The following is a 17,700-nucleotide window of genomic DNA, read 5'->3' on the forward strand; positions in this document are numbered from 1 at the left end:
GACCTCCCCGACGACCCGCGCCACGACCTGCCCGGGTCGTGGGGGCGCTCGCGCCCAGCACCGTCCTAGGGTGATCCCCGTGACGATGCTCGATGCAGCCCGCGAGGGCATGGACCTGTCCGTGCGCCCGACCGACGACCTCTTCGGTCACGTCAACGGCCGGTGGCTGGCGACGGCCGCGATCCCCGACGACCGCTCCAGCTGGGGTCCGTTCGTGGCGCTGGCCGACGCGGCGGAGGAGCAGGTGCGCGCCATCGTCGAGGCCCACGCCGCCTCCGACCCGGCGGACCTGGAGGGTGACGCGTCGCGGATCAGCGCGCTCTACCGCTCCTTCATGGACACCGAGGCCATCGCGGCGAAGGGGCTCGCCCCCGTGGAGCCCTACCTCCACGCCGTCGCGGGCCTGCGGGACCTCCGCGAGCTGGCCGCGCTGGTGGGCGAGCTCGAGCGCGTCGGCGGCACGGGCTTCTTCGGGTCCTACGTCAACACCGACGCGGGCGACTCGGAGCGCTACCTCTTCCACGTCTACCAGGGCGGCCTCGGCCTGCCCGACGAGTCGTACTACCGCGAGGAGCGCTTCGCCGAGACGGTGGAGAAGTACGTCGCATACCTGACCCGGTTGTTCACGCTGGCCGGTCAGGAGAACCCGGCGGAGGCGGCCGAGACGGTCCTCGCCCTCGACCGGCGCCTGGCCCACGGCCACTGGGAGCGGGCGGCCACCCGCGACATCCAGAAGACCTACAACCTGCTCACCCTCGCCGACCTCGTCGAGCTGTGCCCCGAGTTCGACTGGGAGGTCTACGCGCGCAACCTGTCGGGGGCCGCGTCGGGCGCCGAGGACCTGCTCGCCGAGGTCGTCGTCAAGCAGCCGTCCTACCTCGAGCACCTCGCGGGCGTGCTCCGCGCCGTACCGATCGAGAGCTGGCGGCTGTGGCTGACGGCGCGGGTGCTGCGGGCGTTCGCGGCGTACCTCACCGACGACCTCGCCGAGACCAACTTCGACTTCTACGGCCGCACCCTGTCGGGCACGCCCGAGCTGCGGGCGCGCTGGAAGCGGGGCATCTCGTTCGTCGAGGGTGCCGTCGGGGAGGCGGTGGGCCGGGAGTACGTCGCGCGCCACTTCCCGCCCGTCGCGAAGGAGATGATGGACGACCTGGTCGCGAACCTGGTCGAGGCCTACCGCCGCTCCATCCGCACGCTCGACTGGATGACGGACGAGACCAAGGAGCGCGCGCTCGAGAAGCTCGGCCAGTTCGTGCCGAAGATCGGCTACCCGCAGACGTGGCGCGACTACTCCGCGCTCGTCGTGGTGCCCGACGACCTCGTCGACAACGTGGCCGCCGTCGCCGCGTTCGAGACCGACCGGCAGCTCGCGAAGATCGGTGCGCCGGTCGACCGCGACGAGTGGCTGATGCTGCCGCAGACGGTCAACGCCTACTACAACCCGGGCACCAACGAGATCTGCTTCCCGGCCGCGATCCTGCAGCCGCCGTTCTTCTCGCCCGACGCCGACCCGGCGGAGAACTACGGCGGGATCGGCGCCGTCATCGGCCACGAGATCGGTCACGGCTTCGACGACCAGGGCTCGCAGTACGACGGCCGCGGCAACCTCCGCGACTGGTGGACCCAGGCGGACCGGGAGGCCTTCGACGCGAAGAGCCAGGCGCTGGTGGCGCAGTACGACGCGTTCAGCCCCCGCAACCTGCCCGACGAGCACGTCAACGGGTCCCTGACCGTCGGCGAGAACATCGGCGACCTCGGCGGACTGACGATCGGCCACAAGGCCTACCTGATCTCGCTGGGTCTCGACCCCGAGGGCGGTCCGACGACGGAGGTCGGCCCGGACGGGCTGACGGGCTCGCAGCGGCTCTTCCTGTCGTGGAGCCACGTGTGGCGCACCAAGCGGCGGATCGAGCAGGAGCGGCAGTACCTGACCATCGACCCGCACTCGCCGCCGGAGTTCCGCGCCAACATCGTGCGCAACCTCAGCGAGTTCCACGCCGCGTTCGGCACGCAGCCCGGCGACGGGCTGTGGCTCGACGAGGAGCAGCGCGTCCGGATCTGGTGACGCTCAGGCAGTTGCCTCGCGGATCAGCCCTGCGGTGCGCGCCATCGTCGCCTCGGCCCGCACCGGGTCCTCCGTCAGGAAGTAGTGGTCGACGCCGGGCGTCACGTCGTGCCACGCGAGGAGCCCGAGCTCGGCCAGGCGCGCGGCGTACCGGTCGCCCTCGGCGCGCAGCGTGTCCCGCTCGGCGGTGAGCACGACCGCCGGCGGCACGCCGGCGAGGTCGGCGGCGCGCAGCGGCGAGGCGTACGGCTCGGTGCGGCGCTCCGCGTCGGGGAAGTAGGCGCGGCGCACGAAGGCCCGCAGCTCCGGCGAGATCATGCCGCCGCGGGGCGGGTCGGCCGCGATGTCGAGGGCGGGCACGCCCAGCACCTGCAGCACGGGGGTGAACGAGCCGGCGTCGCGCGCCTGCAGGCAGACCGACGCGGCCAGGCCGCCGCCGGAGCTGAACCCGCCGACCGCCACGCGGGCCGGGTCGACTCCGAGCTGCTCGGCGCCCGCCCCCGCCACCCAGGCGGTGACGTCGTGGCACTGCTCCTGGGCGACCGGGTACGTCGCGCGTGGGGCCACGTCGAAGTCGACGGCCACCACGACGACGCCGGCGGTGGCCGCGACGTACCGGCACCACCAGTCGTCCATGCGCACGTGGCGCATGAGGAACGCGCCGCCGTGGAGGTGGACGAGGGCGCCCGCCGGGCCCGCCGCGGAGCCGCGCGGGGTGTGGACCAGCACCGGGACGGGGCCGTGACGGGTGGGCACCCGCAGGCGCCGCGGCCGGGGCAGCTCGGAGCCGGCGAAGCGCAGGCGGGTGCCGTAGCGCACCGTCAGGGGCGCGAGGAGCTGCCCGGCGCGGAGGCGGAGGCGGTCGGAGGGACGCACGCCGGGGGTTCGGTGCGGACCGGGCCACGGATGGCCAGACCGCAGACCTGAACAGCGATCACCTCGCGCTTGTTGAGATTTTGGCGATGCGTGGCACGGTGGGGACCAACGCGTCATCCCCACCGACCAGGAGGACCCCATGTCCGTGAAGTACACCGTGCCCGGCCTCTCGACCGACCAGGTCACCGAGATCATCACGTCGCTGCAGAAGCGTCTGTCGGCCTACAACGACCTCCACCTCACGCTCAAGCACGTGCACTGGAACGTCGTCGGCCCGCACTTCATCGCCGTCCACGAGATGATCGACCCGCAGGTGGAGCTCGTCCGCGGGTACGCCGACGAGGTCGCCGAGCGGATCGCCACCCTCGGCGGCTCGCCGCAGGGCACGCCCGGCGCCGTCATCAACGACCGCACGTGGGACGACTACTCGGTCGGCCGCGACACGGCGATCGCCCACCTCGGCGCCCTCGACCTCGTCTACAACGGCGTCATCGAGGACAACCGCAAGGCCATCGAGCTGACCGGCGACCTCGACCCGATCACCGAGGACATGCTCATCGGCGAGACCGCCGAGCTCGAGAAGTTCCAGTGGTTCGTGCGCGCGCACCTCGAGGACATCGGCGGCCGTCTCTCCACCTCCGGCGCCGGCTCCGAGTCCGCCGCCACCGACGCAGCGCGCGTCGAGGGCTGATCCCGGATGCAGATCACCCGCACGTTCGTCGTCGAGGCCGAGCTCCCCGCGATCCGCGACTACCTCGCCGACTTCTCCCACGCCACCGAGTGGGACCCCGGCACGGAGCGCTGCGAGCGACGCGACGCGGGCGACGTGCGGGTGGGCTCGACGTGGGACAACACGTCGAAGCTGGCGGGCATCTCCACCGAGCTCGTGTACGAGCTGGTGGAGCTCACGCCGACGTCGGTGGTGCTCCGCGGTGAGAACGACACCGCCACCGCGGAGGACCACCTGACGTTCGCCGAGGCCGGCGCCGGCCGGACGCAGGTGACCTACCAGGCGACGATCACGTTCAACGGCGTCGCGAAGCTGGCCGACCCGGCCGCGAAGCTGCTGTTCACCAAGGTCGCCGGCGAGGTCGTCGAGAACATCACCAACGTCGCCCGGACCCTCTGAGGGTCGGTTACGCTGCTTCGTCACTTTCCCCGGTCGACCGGGGAACACGCCGCTTCGACCATCAATGTTGATGGTCCAAGTGACACGTTCCCCGGTCGACCGGGGAAAGTTGCGTCCAGGCCCCACCGCCCTCAGCGGCGTTCGACGTCCTCGCGCCCGATGGCGGCGAGCCGCTCGTTGTAGGCCTTGAGCGCGGCGTCGTCGCTGGCCGCCTCGCGCCGGTCGTGCCGGCTCGACTCGGCGCGGTCGTGGCGGAACCACTGCGCGAGCAGGATGAGCACGACCATGAGAATGGGGATCTCCCCGACGGCCCACGACAGCGATCCGCCGAGGTTCTGGTCGGCGACGAGGTCCCGCGCGAAGGGCCGGTCGATCGCCCGGTAGAAGCCCTCGCCCACCGGCGTCGTGCTCGACATGAGCGCGATCGAGAAGAACGCGTGGAACGGCGCCACGACGACGAGCATCCCGAGCCGCGCGAGGTAGGGCAGCCGGTGCGGCACCGGCGCGATCCCGACGAGCGACTCGTAGAACAGGTAGCCCGTGATGAGGAAGTGCAGCTCCATCCAGGCGTGCCCGAGGTGGTTCTGCATGAGCCACTCGAACGCGCCGGTGAAGTAGACGCCGTAGAGGCTGCCGATGAACAACGCCGCCGTCACCAGCGGGTGCGACAGGATCGCGGCGGGCTTCGACTGCAGTGCCGCCGCGAGGATCTGCCGCGGCCCCTGACCGCCGCGCACGTCGCTGCCCGGCAGGGCGTTGAGGGCGAGCGTGATGGGGGCGCCGGCGACGAGCAGGATCGGCGCGACCATCGAGAGCAGCATGTGGCTGACCATGTGGGCGCTGAACATGACGTGGCTGTAGACGCCGAGCCCGCCGAGCGTCGCGTACCCGACGATGGCGAGCCCCGCGACGTACGAGACCGTGCGGAGCACCGGCCACCGGTCGCCGCGGCGGCGGAGGGCGACGACCCCGGCGACGTACGCCGCGAGCCCGCCCACGACGACGAGCAGCCCGACGCCCGAGGGGTTGAACCCGACGAGCAGGCGCTCGAAGGTCGGTGCGGGAGGCATGGGTGCCCCGAGGAGGGCCTCGGCGCCGGAGGTGTAGGTGTCCTCGACCGGCGGGGGCGTGCGGGAGAGCGCCACGCCGAGCCCAACCGCGACGGCCATCCAGCCGATCTCGGTGGCGGTGAGGAGGAGGAAGGTACGGCGCGCGGCGGCCCCGTCCGCCAGCCCGGCCAGGGCGCGGCGACGGACCAGCCAGGCGACGACGCCGATGACGACGATGACGCCGATCTTGGCGAGGGCGCCGCGGCCGTAGGCGCTGTCGAGGAACCCGCCCGGGCCGCCGACGCGGACGGCGGCGTTGAGGATGCCGGAGACTGCCGTCGCGGCGAACGCCCAGGCGGCGACGCCCGCGAACCGCCGGGCGGCGCGGGCGCGCGCGACCGGCGCGTCGGCGAGGTGCCACCAGAGCGCGACGACGCCGCCGATCCACACGACGGCCGCGAGCACGTGGACGACCATGCTGACGATCGCGAGGTCGTGGGAGCCGGAGCTGGCGGAGTGGCCGGTCAGCACCGGCGGGACGAGGGCGACCAGGGAGACGAGCAGGAGCCCCGTGCTCTCACGGGCGGTCGCCACCCACCGCGTCATGCCGGCCACCACGGCGACGAGCACGAGCTGCGTCACCGCCGCTTGGCCCTGGCTGACGTCGGTGAAGTAGGTCTGCACCGCCCGCCACTCGAGCTCCCCGACGGGCTGCGCGAACAGGTCGGAGACGGTGAAGACCCCCTGGGCGAGCGCGGCGACGAACCAGACGACGGCGGCCCAGGTGGCGGTGCGCACCGCCCGGTGGCTGGCGCGGCCGAGCTCGTCGGCGAGCCGGCGGACGACGAGCACGGGCACGACCAGGCACGCCACCACCAGGATCGCCGCGGCGTGGCTCACGAGCTCGAGCACCGGGATGGCCCACCCGGTGAGCGCGCCCGGGTCGGGGATGCCCGCCGGCGGCGCCTGCGGTGCTCCGCCCGCGAGCTCCAGCAGCAGCCACATCGCGGCCAGGCCGGCGACCGCGAGCCCGAGCAACCCGACCCCGAGGCGCCGCCGCTGCTCGCCGAGCTGCCGCCGCTCCGCATCGGTGAGGGGAGCGGGGCGCTCGTCCGTGCTCGTCGTCGTCATTCCACGGACCTCCGCATCGCGAGGTAGAGGAGCCCCGCGGACATCACCACGAGGCCGCCGAGCACGAGCACGTGGTCGGCGTGGCGCGACCACCAACTCTCCTCGGGCGTGGCTGCGGTCGCCTCGTCGGCGTCGGTCGCGGCAGGGTCGGTGGTGCCGGCCCCGGCGACCTCCGGGTCGTCGACGGCGGCCGAGCCGTCGGGGGTCGACCCGTCGCCCTCGGTCACCGTGAAGGTCACCTCGCCCGTGATCGGGTGCCCGTCGGAGGACACGACGCGGAAGGTGAGGCTGTAGTCGCCCGCCGGCCCCGCGGACACGGCTTGCGTGACGGTGTCGCCGTCGATCGCGGGATCGCCCGTGGCGAGGTCGCCCCCGGGGCCGGTCACCACGACGTACGCCGGCGCGCGCACCTCCTGGCTGAACGTCAGCGACACCGCGTCGGGGAGCGTCGCGAGGCTCGCGCCGTCCTCCGGGGAGGACGACACGAGCGACGCGTGCGCCTGCGCGGGCGCCGCCAGGGCGAGCGCCAGCACGAGGGGGCCCAGCACGGCGGCGGCGAGCGCGCCGAGCAGGGCGGGGGTACGGCGGGTCATGCGTCTCCTCCAGAGGTCGTCGGCGACGGCAGACCCAGCATCTCGCGGCCGACGAAGTCGCCCTCCACGCAGGCCGGGGGCACGGCGTACACCGCCGAGCCGATCGTCGTCACCCACTCGTTGAGCAGGTCGAGCTCGTCCATCCGCTGCTGGACGGGCACGAACTGCCGGTCCACGTCGGCCGCGAACGCGAGGAAGACGAGCCCCGCGCCGCCGTCGGGCGTCGTGTAGTTGTAGCCCCGCCGCAGGAAGCGCTCCGCCGGGTCGGCGCTGCGCATCCGGGCCACGTGGCTGGCCGGGTCGATGACGGGGAACCCGACGGCGTCGACGGCCTCGAAGTCGGGCTCGTCGTGCTCCGCGGAACCCGTCAGGGGCGCCCCGTCGGCGAGCTTCCGGCCGACCGAGAACTCGCGCGCGACGCGGTCGGTGCGGTCCCAGTCGACGAGGTCCATCTCGATCCGACGCACCACCATGAACGTGCCGCCGTCGAACCCCGACGCCCGGCCCGTGCTCCACAGCAGATCGGCGTGGTCGTCGGCCGGCAGGTTCACCGTGCCGTCGACCTGGCCCATCAGGTTGCGCATCGTCGTGCCGGCCGCCTCGGTGCCGCGGGCGCGGCGGAAGCCGTCCTGCACCCACCGGACGGTGGCGAACGGCGCGGCGTCCTTCAGGAGCATGCGCCGCACGTGGCTCAACGTCATCGGGTCGTCGGTGCAGACCTGCAGCACCACGTCGGTCTGTCCCCACGCCGGGTCGAGCCGGTCGAGGGGGAACGCCGGCAGCTCCTGCAGGCCCGGGTCGTAGGCCGGACGCAGCATCCGCAGCACCCGCGGGCCGAAGCCGAAGGTCACCGTCAGCCGGGCAGGGCTCTCCGCGAGCTCCGGCTCGGTGTCGGCGAGGGCGCCGCGCCCCGACGTGAACCGCGAGGCGTCGTCGCTGAGCAGCCGCATCATGCGACCGAGCTCCTCGCCGCCGCCGCCCTCGAGCAGGTCGAGCCCGACGAGGCTGAGGTGCGCCTGCGCGGCGGTGTCGATCCCGGCCTGGTGCACGCCGTGGAAGTCGATCGTGTCGCCCCCGGTGACGACGTCCGCTGCCGGCTCGGTCGAGGCGGGCTCGGTGCCGCTCGCGCTGTTCGTGCCGTTCCCGTCGTGGTCGCCGCGCAGGCCGCGCGTGCCCCACCCGACCCCGGCGCCGCCGAGGGCGGCGGCGCCGGAGGCGAGCAGGTTGCGCCGGTTGAGTCCCGTCACTGGTCCTCGGAGTGGTCGCCGTGGTCCATGTCGTCGTGGTCGCCGTGGTCGCCGTGGTCCGTGTCGCCGTGCTCCATGTCCTCGTCGCCCATGTCCATGCCGCCCGCGTACTCCTCGTCCGCACCGGTGAACGGCTTCACCACCGCGGTGACGTCCTGGGTGGAGCCGTCGGCGAGCTCGAGGGTGACGGTGACGTCCTGGCCGGCCTCGAGCGGGCCGGTGAGGTCCATGAGCATGACGTGGTCGCCGCCGGCCTCGAGCTCGTGCGTGCCTCCGGCGGGCACGGTGAACCCGCCCTCCTTGGGCTGCATGACCATGGCGCCGCCGTCGCCCGTGACGACCTCGTGCAGCTCGACGGTGCCGGCGGCGTCGGAGGAGGCGCCGACCACGGTGATGTCGGCGTCGGTGTCGTTGACGATCGTGCCGAACATGGCGGTCATGTCGTCGTCGGTCGCCTTGATCCAGGGGTCGGTGACGCTCAGGGCGGCGGCCTCGGCGTCCGTCCCGTCGGTCGCGTCGGACGTGTCGGACGCGTCGGCGGACGAGCCGGTGGCGTCGTCGGAGGAGTCCGACCCGCAGGCGGACAGCAGCAGCGCGACGGCAGCCGCTCCGCCGACGAGGGCGGTGCGGGCACGCAGGGTGGGGGTCTGGTTCAGCTTCACGGAGGGTTCTCCTGGTGATGGGCGCGCGGAGCGCGCAGGTGACGGCCGCGGCGTCACCTGTCTGCCAGGGACGCTCAGGCCGGGAGGGCGAGGGCGCGGAGCGCCGGGGGACCCCGGGTACGCCGCGGCGCGGCCACCAGGCGCAGCACCGGTCCCTCCGGCGCGGCCGGGGAGGGCAGGCGACCGAGGGAGGGCGGGGCGGTGGGGTGCGACGTACGGGGGAGGAGGTGGGTGAGCGCGGCGTCGACGACGCGCCACCACGCACGCTCGGCGCCGAGCGCGACGGTGACGGTGGCCGCGGCGGCGAGGGTGTGGCTGAGGGCCATCGCGCCGACGGCGTGGGTCTCGCCGGGCGCGTGGAGCATGAAGCCGCCGTGGAACACCGCCTGTGCGACGAGCGCGACCCCGGCCAGACCGGCGAGGTCCATCCGGCGGCGGGTGAGCGGGGCGCTGACGAGCGTGCCGAGCGCGATGACCGTCGCGAGGAGCCAGACCGGGGGCAACGACGCACCGGCGCCGACGTGGGCGACCGCGGCGCCCGCGCCCGCGACGGCACCCGCGCAGAGCGCGCGGGGGGCGCGCATCGGTGCGGCGGGCATCGGGGCCTCCGGACGGGCAGGCGGTCGGGCGTCTGCCAGCAGTATGCCTCCGACCTGCTCCGACTGCGGATTCGCCGGTTGCCCCCGGGGGGGCGGGTCGTGGTGTGAGCCCTGCGGAAAGTGGCGGCCTGGCACCACGACCGGGGGTTTCGCAAGGTTGCCGGCTGTGCAGCATGCCGTGGCATGACGATGCAGCCGCCAGCGCCGTACGGAACGCCCCCGACGCCCCCGCCCGGCCCGGTGCCGTCCGGTCGCCGCCGGGGCGGGACGCTGCCGTGGATCCTCGTCGCCGTGCTGACGGTCGTCGCCCTCGTGCTCGGCGTGCTGCTCGTGCTGCAGGCGGTCGGCGGCGACGACGCCGGGGACGGTCGCGGTTTCGCCAGCCCCGAGGAGGCGATCGAGTTCTCCACCGAGAGCCTCGCCGACGGTGACGCGGAGGCGGCGCTCAGCGCCTGGAGCGCGGGCGAGCAGGCGCGGGGGTCGGACTTCGTGGGGAGCCTGGAGTACCTGGAGGCCTACGCGCCCTACAACCCCAACATCCTGCCGGGGGACGACGACTTCTTCGCCGGTCTCGGCGGGGTGGCCCGGGAGGGCGGGGCGGCGGACCAGATCCGCCGGCTCACCTACAGCCTGCTCGTGCCCGACCTCAGCCAGGACCAGGTGACGCCGCTGTCGGACGACGACGCGCCCTCGGCCCAGGAGCTGCGGGACGACCTCGACTCCGGGCGTCTCGCGGGACTCAGCGCACAGCGCATCGAGCGGCTCGAGGGCCCGGAGCGGCTCACGGAGACCTACGAGCGCGCGGCGGAGCTCGTCGGTGCGGACGAGCGGCGGGAGTACCTCGTGCTCTACGAGTGGGAGGGCGAGACCTACCTGGGCGCGGTCGGCGTCCTGCGGTACGACGACGAGTGGAGCATCGACGCGTTCTCGGCGCCCATCGCGAACGTGTCGGTGGGGATCGTGACGCCGGCGTCGGAGGACGACTTCGACGAGGCGCTGGCGTCGGTCGCCGACCTGGGGGACTGATCGCCGATGCACCCTGCCATGGGGCCGCACTACGAGGTGCCGCGCGAGCCCGACCAGACGCCGCTCGGTCCGGACGAGCCGCCGCCGCGGCTCGGGCGGGGCAAGCGGGGGACGTGGGTCGTCCTCGCAGTCATCGCGTTCGTGATCGCGCTGGTCGTCCTGGTGGCGGTCGTCGTCTGAGGGTGTGAGGGACCGGGACGATCTACCGGGGGCCGTTCGGCGCCGCGGTGGGGCGCTCACCCGAAAGGAGACACTTTGGCTGCCCGTCGACCTCGTCGTTCGACACCCCGGCCCTCGCTGCCGACGTCTCGCCGGGGGCCCTGGTCCTCACCGACGACGACGGTGAGGCGGTCGGCGCGACGCCGCCGCTGGTGGCCTGGGACTCCTCCGCGCTCGATGAGGTCGGCATGCCGACCGAGTACACCCTGCTGGGCAGCGACCTCGCCGAGCTGGACGAGGCGGCCCCCTCTGACGCGACTGAGCACGAGTTGACGGTGACTCCGCCGGCCGAGCTGCTCAGCGGCACCGACGGCGCGGGTGCCGGGGTGGAGTACCCGTGATCATCGACCCGCAATTCGAGAACCTCACCCAGAGCCAGGACACCTGGATCCGCAACGGCACCACCGCGTTGAACGGCTCGGACTCCAAGCTGCTGGTCGGCAAGCACGGCACCAGCGGCGCGGCGGCGAACCTGGCCGCCTCGCTCCTGCAGTTCCAGTCGACCGTCTTCGACGGCCGCCAGATCGACCAGGCCTACCTCGGGCTCTACCAGTACGGCGCGGGCACCTGCGCGGCTCGGACGATGAACATCTACTAGTGGGCGCAGTCGCAGACGACCTGGTCGAACCAGCCGGCGTTCTACGACACCAACTTCGCGACCGCGACCGAGAACCGGGCACCGGGCTGCTCGCGCGGTGCGGGCTACGTGGACATGAAGATCACCCCGATCGTGCGGGACTGGGCCCACGGCGCCCGCCCCAACCGCGGCGTCATCCTCGCGGCCCCGAACGGCAGCGACACCACGTCGGCGCGGTCGTACTGCTCGATGGACTACAGCGCCGCGTTCCCGGGCTGTGACCACAAGCCCTACCTGCGGGTGTCGTACTCCTTGGCGATCGCCGGTGAGCGACCCGGCGCCAGCCACCTCAGCTTCACCGCCAGCGACCGCATCAACACCACCGTCGACGTCGGCACCGGCAACCTCATGGTCACCGTCAACGGCCTCAGCCTGCCCAGCATGGACGGCCAGCTCCCGCTGAGCGCGACCTACAACGCCGTCGGTGGCAGCACCGACCGTCGCCTCGGTCGCGGCTGGATCCTGGAGAACACCACCGAGATCCGCATGACCGCCCGCACCGGCAGCCAGTCTGAGGCCGATGTCGTGTTCACCGGCCCCGGCGGACGCACCGAGGAGTTCACCACCACGACCACCAGCAGTGCGGGGGTGACGAGCTACACCACCCCCGACGGCGTCAAGGGCGATCTGTACCGCTCCAGCAACGGCTACACCCTCGTCATGCGCGAGTCGAAGCTGAAGTACGTCTTCTCGCCCGACGGTGGTCTGCTGCGCATGGAGGACCGCAACGGCAACACGACCGGGGTCTCCGAGGGCGCCACCCCGTCCGGCTCGGCGTTCAAGAACCTGACCATCGAGACTCCGGCCGGCTCGGTCGCTGCCCGTACGGGCAACATCACCACCACCTCAGGTGGCACCACCACGATCACCCAGGGCACCTCCAGTGCCCTGCGCACGATCTCGTTTGCCCGGTCCAACAACCAGGCCACCTCGTTCACCGACGCGCGGGGCCGGACCACCACCTTCAGCTACAACAGCAACGGGCTGCTCTCGCAGATCGCCGCACCGGGCAACGTGACCACCCAGTTCAGCTACGACGACCGCCGCCGCGTCACCGCGGTCACCCAGGTCGAGAACGCCTCCGGCGGCCCCGGGAGCTCCATCACCCGGTTCTCCTACCCGAACCGCCACCTCACCCGGGTCGCTGCACCCGACACCAACCAGAGCCAGTCGGTCGACCAGGCGCCCAACACGGTCTACGAGATCGACGACTACAAGCGCGTCAAGAAGACCATCGACCCCGAGGGCCGCGAGCGCTCGCGCACCTACACGCCCAACTCCGACACCGCGACCAGCACCCTCGGCGCCTCCTCCGGCGGCGGGAGCGGCGGTGGCGCGGGCGGCTCGACCACCACGAACACGTGGGAGGGCAACGGCGGGGACTCGATGACCAAGACCCAGTCGCCCACCGGCGCCAGCAACTCCTGGGAGTACAACGGCTCCGGGAACTCGGCCTACAGCCCGAGCTCCAGCACCGACGACGCCGACAACACCAGCCTCTACACCTACAACGGCGCCGGCAACCAGCTCACCTCCTCCGACGCCTCCGAGGCGACCGCTGAGGTCACCCGCAACTCCGACGGCACGGTGGCGACCGCGACGAGCCCCGGCAACGGCTCGAACGACACCAACTACGGCTACACCAACCGCCAGGTCACCTCGATGACCCCGGTCACCGGGTCCTCGCTCACTGCGCGGGCCTACACCTACGACACCGTCGGGCGCCTCGCCACCTCCACCAACGGCCGCGGGATCACCACCACTTACAGCTACAACGAGAACGACCAGGTCGTGGCCGTCACCCACGACGGCGGCGGAACCGGCGGCAGCGGCACCCAGACCGTCACCTACGGCTACGACGCCGCCGGTCGGCAGAACTCCCGCGTCGACACCCACGGCACCACGACCACCACCTACGACCAGCTCGGTCGGCTGCTGACCCGCGTCAACACCGCCGGCGGCGGCACCATCACCTACACCTACGACAAGGCCTCACGCCTGGCCACCTCGACCTCCACCGAGGGCGGCACCACCAACTACGCCTACGACAACGCCGGCACCCCCACGGGCTACAACTACCCCGTCGCCCCGGGCAGCTCCACCCGCATCACCGTCCGGTTCACCACCGACGACAAGGGACGCCGCACCGGCACCTACGTCGCCCCCAACGCCGACTTCACGACCTGGACCGCGCGGACCACCAACACCTACGACAAGTCCGGGCGCGTCTCCCGCGTCCGCGCCGACCGCGGCAACGGCACCCCCGACATCATCGACGTCAGCTACTGCTACGTCGCCGGCACCACCCCCGCCAACGCCTGCCCGGAGAACGACACCGACAACGACCGCGCCAAGCTCGCCTGGAAGAAGGACAACCTCACCGGCGACGGCGTCCGCTACACCTACAGCCAGTCCGGGCGCCTGACCGATGCCCAGCCCACCGCCGGCGGTACCACCTATTCCTACGACTACAACGAAGCCGGCGCCCGCACGTCCGCGACGTCCGGGTCGACCACGCAGACGTTGACGTTCAACGCCGCCCACCAGATCTCCACCAGCGGCTACACCTACGACGGCGCCGGCAACCTCACCGCTGACCCCGCCTCCGGCTCGACCAACATCACCTACACGCCGGCTGATCAGCTCAACAGCGTCGTGAAGGACGGCACCACGTACTTCTACTCCCACGCCGGCGACGACAACAACGAGCTCCTCGAGCAGTCCAGCCCCGACGGGACCTACCGCTACACCTACGGCCGCAACGCCGGCACCGGGGTCCCCGTCGTCGAGCAGGTCCACCGCACCTTCGACTCGAACGGATCGGTGGTGACCAACGCGGCCGCGGTCATCTCCGACCCCGTCACCGGCACCCCCGTCATGCTCAAGACCGACGACGGCATCGCCTCGATCTACGTCTACGACGGCACCCCCGGCGCACCCATCGCCCTCATCTCCGACCAGGCCGGACAAGCCGCCCGCACCGCCGCCTACACCTACGACCCCTACGGCGCCGCCACCACCGCCGCCGGCGCCCACCCCAACGTCGCCGCCGAGAACCCCTACACCTTCTCCGGCAACGGCGTCCGCGACCGCACCACCAACTGGGTCCACTACGGCGAGCGCTACTACTCCACCCGCACCGGCACCTTCACCCAACAAGACACCCTCGACGCACCACTCGACCCCAACAACGCCAACCGCTACGCCTACGCCGGCGGCGACCCCATCAACAACACCGACCCCACCGGACGCTTGAGCTGGGGAGACGTGGGTGACGTCGCGACCGGCGCACTTGGCCTTGCGACGGGTTACGGGTTCGATGACCTCTACAACGATGCGCAGGGCTGCTTCAACGGCGTCACTCTCTTTGGAGCGCCTCTGGCCGCAGGCGGCCTGGCTCTCGGTGGAATCGCCGGGGGCCCGGCAGGTGGGACAGCGGGCGCCATCGGCGGAGGTATCGCCGCCTGTGGTATCGGAATTTGGGCAAACCGCGAGGCGCCCGGTTCGCTCGACGTGGTCACCTCAAGTTGAGCCGGAGTAGGCGCGGCCCTCGGTTGCCGTGGTGGGACGATGACCTTTCGGTTGACGGTCGACGGCCGCTAGTGCGAGTGCGCTCGGCAATCTATTCGACTTCGAAACGAAGAGGTGGAGTAATTGAAAACGTTGAAGCAATTCATGCTGGCCGTTCTAGTCTGTTCTGCCGTGGGTGGCGCCGCGGCGTACGCAATCGCCGTCCCTACGATTCCGCTCGGGGCGCGGGTAGCAATCGCAATGTCAGTCTTGCTTGTACCGATCTTAGGATTGCTGGGATGGGCCCGCAAAAAGACTCGACCCATTGTGCGCAACTTTGATACCCGTGCAGAGGTTCTTCTCGATTCCCTCTCCCGAGCCGTCACAATCGTTGGCGCCGAGAAAATAGAAGACCGACCCACCTCGGGATCGATTCTTGTGAAGACTCCTCGGAGCGCCTGGTCATGGGGATCGGTGTGGCGATTACAAGCATCGCGGAGCGAAAGAGGATCCGTCGCGGTCGGAGAGATCATGCGCCGAGGAAGCGTCGTAGCTGGGGTCACGGAGGCTGGATTGATTGAGCGGATCTTTGACGAAGTTGAGAAGGAGTCGCCCAAATCCATTTAGCACGGCGGGCTTGAAAGCAATTGGACGGCGCTGCAGAGATTTCGAATGGGCCCCCACGCTGGATTGTGAAGCGCACCCCGCGAGTACGTCTAGGCGACGTCAAGCGGCAATCAGAATGAGGAGAAAAACCCCCAATGTCTGACCAGTTTCGCCCAAATAGGGTTCCGAGTCAGCGTTTTCTTAAATTCGTTATTGTCGTTTTCTCGGTAGCACTTGCTATACAATTGGTTGTATTGGCAGGAGCCATCTCGCAAGATGACGAACGACGGACTCTGACGTTCGCAGTTGTTTCTCTGGCGCATGCCGGCTTGCTCGCATGGGCGGCTCTCTCGCTGCGGAAACGAACCCGCCCTTAATGGAAACCGTCCTGATGCTCGGGATGTCACTAGGCGGTATCGGGAAGGAGGTAAGTACCATCACGAGCATCGGCGGGGTGGGCTCCAGTGCCCTGCGAGAAGCTCACGAATCGCTTTGGGACGCAGCCAAGGTATTGGAGCCTTTGCAACCGGCGCAGGCGGCCCTCGCGACGCCCGATGGATCAACCTGATCCTCAGCAACCGACTGTCCAGCGTCGTCGACGGCACCGCGCGCCAGGCCCCGGCCCGGATGAGGATCCCTGACCGGGGCGCCAGCGGTCCGGCTGAATGGCCGCGCCACCGCAGGCGTTGGGCCGTCCCGCAAGGCCCGTCCGCAAAGCGTCCCGCTCAGCACCCCTCATGCGGGGTCGAATCTTGTGATTGCTTCCGTGCTCTGGGGCGTCCGGTGGCCGGCATGAATAGCGCATCTCAACCGAGTCGGTCGTCGAGCGCGCAGCCCGCTCGGCAGCACGACGCGGGACGGTCGGGTGGCACCCTGGGGATCGATGTCGTCGTGGGTGAAGCGAGACGGCCCGGGGTGGTTGTCATTGAGGTCAGAGACTAGTGACGTCAGTTGCGTGCGGGCTTGGGCCTCCGACGCGGCCACCGGACCTCGGCGACCCACCGGGTCGACCGTCCGATGCTTCGACCTCGTCGTGCAGATCCCCCCGCCAGTGGTCCGGTCGTAGGTTGGCTCGGGCCCTACTCAGCGCCCGGCGAGACATGGACGTGATTCGCGGTGCCGCAGCGTGTCGCCGCCCCCGCAATTCTGTTGATAGTGGGGATGGCAGTATCGACACCAACCCTTATCGGCGCGCGTGACGCTCCAGGTCCGGTCGTCGACGACGCGTTGGCTGCTCGCTCTCCCGGCTCGCAGACCGCCTCACCACCTGCGCTGGGATCGTCCCCGAGAGCACCCGGCCAGTGCCGCGGCGCGAGCGAACGCGTCGTCGTCTCCCAGCGCGCTTACGCGTCCGGATAGGCGGAGCGTTGCACCGCCTGACCGGCGCGCATCAGCTCCACCTGCTTCCACCGGGTGATCGGCACCAGCCACTGAACGTGCGCGGAAACTTGGCTCCAGAACGCGGAGGGGTTCTACTGAGCACAAGTCCACCCATTTCTCGGCGGCTGGGCGCACCCTCTCCGACCCGGCGAGGGACCTGGTCGACGAGAGGACACCCATGCGTACCACCATGACGACCGCGGTCGTCGCAGCCGCCGGCCTTGCTGTGGGCGGGTTGACGCTCCCGCCGGCCCAGGCGGCGCCGGGCGACATCACCATCAGCGGCCCGACCTACCCGGGCCCTGGTGCGGACACCGCCGGGTCCCCCTTCGTGTCGATGGACTGCGGCCTGACCGTGGCCTTCGCCGACGCGACGCCAAGCGCGCGGTACGACGCCTCGATCGCCCTCGCCAGCGCACCGGACGTCGCGGTCGAGGTCGACCAGTCGGTCGTCTGGGACGAGCAGGGGACCGGGGAGGCGTCGTTCGACTGCGGCTACCGGGACGAGGACCACCTCCTCGACGGCGAGACCTACGTCGTGACGGTCGTGGAGCTCTCCGCGCGCGGGGCCGTGGTCGGCGAGGGCACGGCCACGGTCGCGTACGACGAGGTCGACGCCCCGGCGGACATCTGGCTGTCGAGCGGCGGCGAGCGTTTGATCGACGACCTGCCGACGGCGCGACCCATCGACCTGACCGTCGAGGGCGCCTGGGAGGAAGGGGCCACCGTGACCACGCGCGTGAGCAGGCTCCCCCGCGAGGTGGTCGACAACGACTGGGAGGTCGACGAAGACCCGTTCGTCGATGTCCTGGCCCAGACGACGACCGGCACCCCCGCGCTCCGCTTCTCGCTGCCGCACCACCTCGGTGGCGACTACGTCTTCGTGTCGGTCCGCGCCGACAAGCCGGGCAAGGCCCCGGTGGTCGTCACGTTCGAGGAGCCGTTCGAGGTCGTCACGTCCCCGCCGA

Annotated in this window: 15 protein-coding genes; 9 read left to right on the plus strand and 6 right to left on the minus strand. The window is 71.2% G+C overall.

Translation table 11 applies throughout. The features are described 5' to 3' along the window. The first annotated feature begins 85 nt into the window (after window positions 1-85). Window positions 86-2,068: a M13 family metallopeptidase gene (locus tag G3T38_RS08090; RefSeq protein ID WP_206675831.1), complete on the plus strand. Its 1,983-nt coding sequence runs from the start codon at window positions 86-88 to the stop codon at window positions 2,066-2,068. A gap of 3 nt (window positions 2,069-2,071) precedes the next feature. Here the strand turns inward: G3T38_RS08090 and G3T38_RS22185 are convergent, their stop codons facing one another. Next, window positions 2,072-2,944 carry an alpha/beta hydrolase fold domain-containing protein gene (locus tag G3T38_RS22185; RefSeq protein WP_206675825.1) on the minus strand — a complete coding sequence of 291 codons (873 nt, stop codon included), beginning with the start codon at window positions 2,942-2,944 and terminating at the stop codon, window positions 2,072-2,074. A 139-nt stretch (window positions 2,945-3,083) separates the two neighbouring features. Between G3T38_RS22185 and G3T38_RS08100 the strand changes: the two genes are divergently transcribed. Beyond that, on the plus strand, window positions 3,084-3,635 hold the full coding sequence (locus G3T38_RS08100) for a Dps family protein (RefSeq protein ID WP_163771706.1): 552 nt from the start codon (window positions 3,084-3,086) through the stop codon (window positions 3,633-3,635). A gap of 6 nt (window positions 3,636-3,641) precedes the next feature. Beyond that, window positions 3,642-4,073: an SRPBCC family protein gene (locus G3T38_RS08105; protein ID WP_163771708.1), complete on the plus strand. Its 432-nt coding sequence runs from the start codon at window positions 3,642-3,644 to the stop codon at window positions 4,071-4,073. A gap of 131 nt (window positions 4,074-4,204) precedes the next feature. Here the strand turns inward: G3T38_RS08105 and G3T38_RS08110 are convergent, their stop codons facing one another. The 5 genes from G3T38_RS08110 to G3T38_RS21175 all read right to left on the minus strand — a co-directional run bounded on the left by G3T38_RS08110 (window position 4,205) and on the right by G3T38_RS21175 (window position 9,354). After that, window positions 4,205-6,253: a bifunctional copper resistance protein CopD/cytochrome c oxidase assembly protein gene (locus G3T38_RS08110; protein ID WP_163771710.1), complete on the minus strand. Its 2,049-nt coding sequence runs from the start codon at window positions 6,251-6,253 to the stop codon at window positions 4,205-4,207. After that, window positions 6,250-6,846: a copper resistance CopC family protein gene (locus tag G3T38_RS08115; RefSeq protein ID WP_163771711.1), complete on the minus strand. Its 597-nt coding sequence runs from the start codon at window positions 6,844-6,846 to the stop codon at window positions 6,250-6,252. The genes G3T38_RS08110 and G3T38_RS08115 overlap by 4 nt, the downstream gene beginning before the upstream one ends. After that, the gene (locus G3T38_RS08120) at window positions 6,843-8,093 is read right to left on the minus strand and encodes a DUF7405 family protein (protein WP_163771712.1); all 1,251 of its coding nucleotides are present in this window, start codon (window positions 8,091-8,093) and stop codon (window positions 6,843-6,845) included. Before G3T38_RS08120 ends, G3T38_RS08115 begins: the two co-directional genes overlap by 4 nt. Further along, window positions 8,090-8,755, minus strand: coding sequence for a copper chaperone PCu(A)C domain-containing protein (locus G3T38_RS21170; RefSeq protein ID WP_206675826.1), 666 nt, complete (start codon window positions 8,753-8,755; stop codon window positions 8,090-8,092). Before G3T38_RS21170 ends, G3T38_RS08120 begins: the two co-directional genes overlap by 4 nt. A gap of 74 nt (window positions 8,756-8,829) precedes the next feature. After that, window positions 8,830-9,354 carry a hypothetical protein gene (locus G3T38_RS21175; RefSeq protein WP_174267733.1) on the minus strand — a complete coding sequence of 175 codons (525 nt, stop codon included), beginning with the start codon at window positions 9,352-9,354 and terminating at the stop codon, window positions 8,830-8,832. 183 nt (window positions 9,355-9,537) lie between these two features. Here G3T38_RS21175 and G3T38_RS08130 point away from each other — a divergent pair, with 183 nt between their 5' ends. From G3T38_RS08130 to G3T38_RS08155, 6 genes are all read left to right on the plus strand, one after another. Further along, window positions 9,538-10,380 (plus strand): hypothetical protein, encoded by an 843-nt coding sequence (locus tag G3T38_RS08130; protein ID WP_163771713.1) that lies wholly within the window; start codon window positions 9,538-9,540, stop codon window positions 10,378-10,380. Between the two features lie 6 nt (window positions 10,381-10,386). Beyond that, complete coding sequence (locus G3T38_RS08135; protein WP_163771714.1) at window positions 10,387-10,560, plus strand: hypothetical protein; 174 nt, start codon at window positions 10,387-10,389, stop codon at window positions 10,558-10,560. Window positions 10,561-10,607: 47 nt separating this feature from the next. Then, window positions 10,608-10,940 (plus strand): hypothetical protein, encoded by a 333-nt coding sequence (locus G3T38_RS08140; protein WP_163771715.1) that lies wholly within the window; start codon window positions 10,608-10,610, stop codon window positions 10,938-10,940. Next, window positions 10,937-11,197, plus strand: a complete 261-nt coding sequence (locus G3T38_RS08145) for a CBM96 family carbohydrate-binding protein (RefSeq protein ID WP_163771716.1) — start codon at window positions 10,937-10,939, stop codon at window positions 11,195-11,197. The genes G3T38_RS08140 and G3T38_RS08145 overlap by 4 nt, the downstream gene beginning before the upstream one ends. 114 nt (window positions 11,198-11,311) lie before the next feature. Beyond that, a complete protein-coding gene (locus tag G3T38_RS08150; protein ID WP_163771717.1) occupies window positions 11,312-14,767 on the plus strand; it encodes an RHS repeat-associated core domain-containing protein in 3,456 nt (1,151 codons plus the stop codon). A gap of 2,143 nt (window positions 14,768-16,910) precedes the next feature. Next, window positions 16,911-17,700: hypothetical protein (locus G3T38_RS08155; RefSeq protein WP_163771718.1), on the plus strand; the 790-nt coding region annotated here is incomplete at its 3' end.

The organism is Nocardioides zeae (genome assembly GCF_010686755.1).
In the GTDB taxonomy this organism is placed as follows: domain Bacteria; phylum Actinomycetota; class Actinomycetes; order Propionibacteriales; family Nocardioidaceae; genus Nocardioides; species Nocardioides zeae.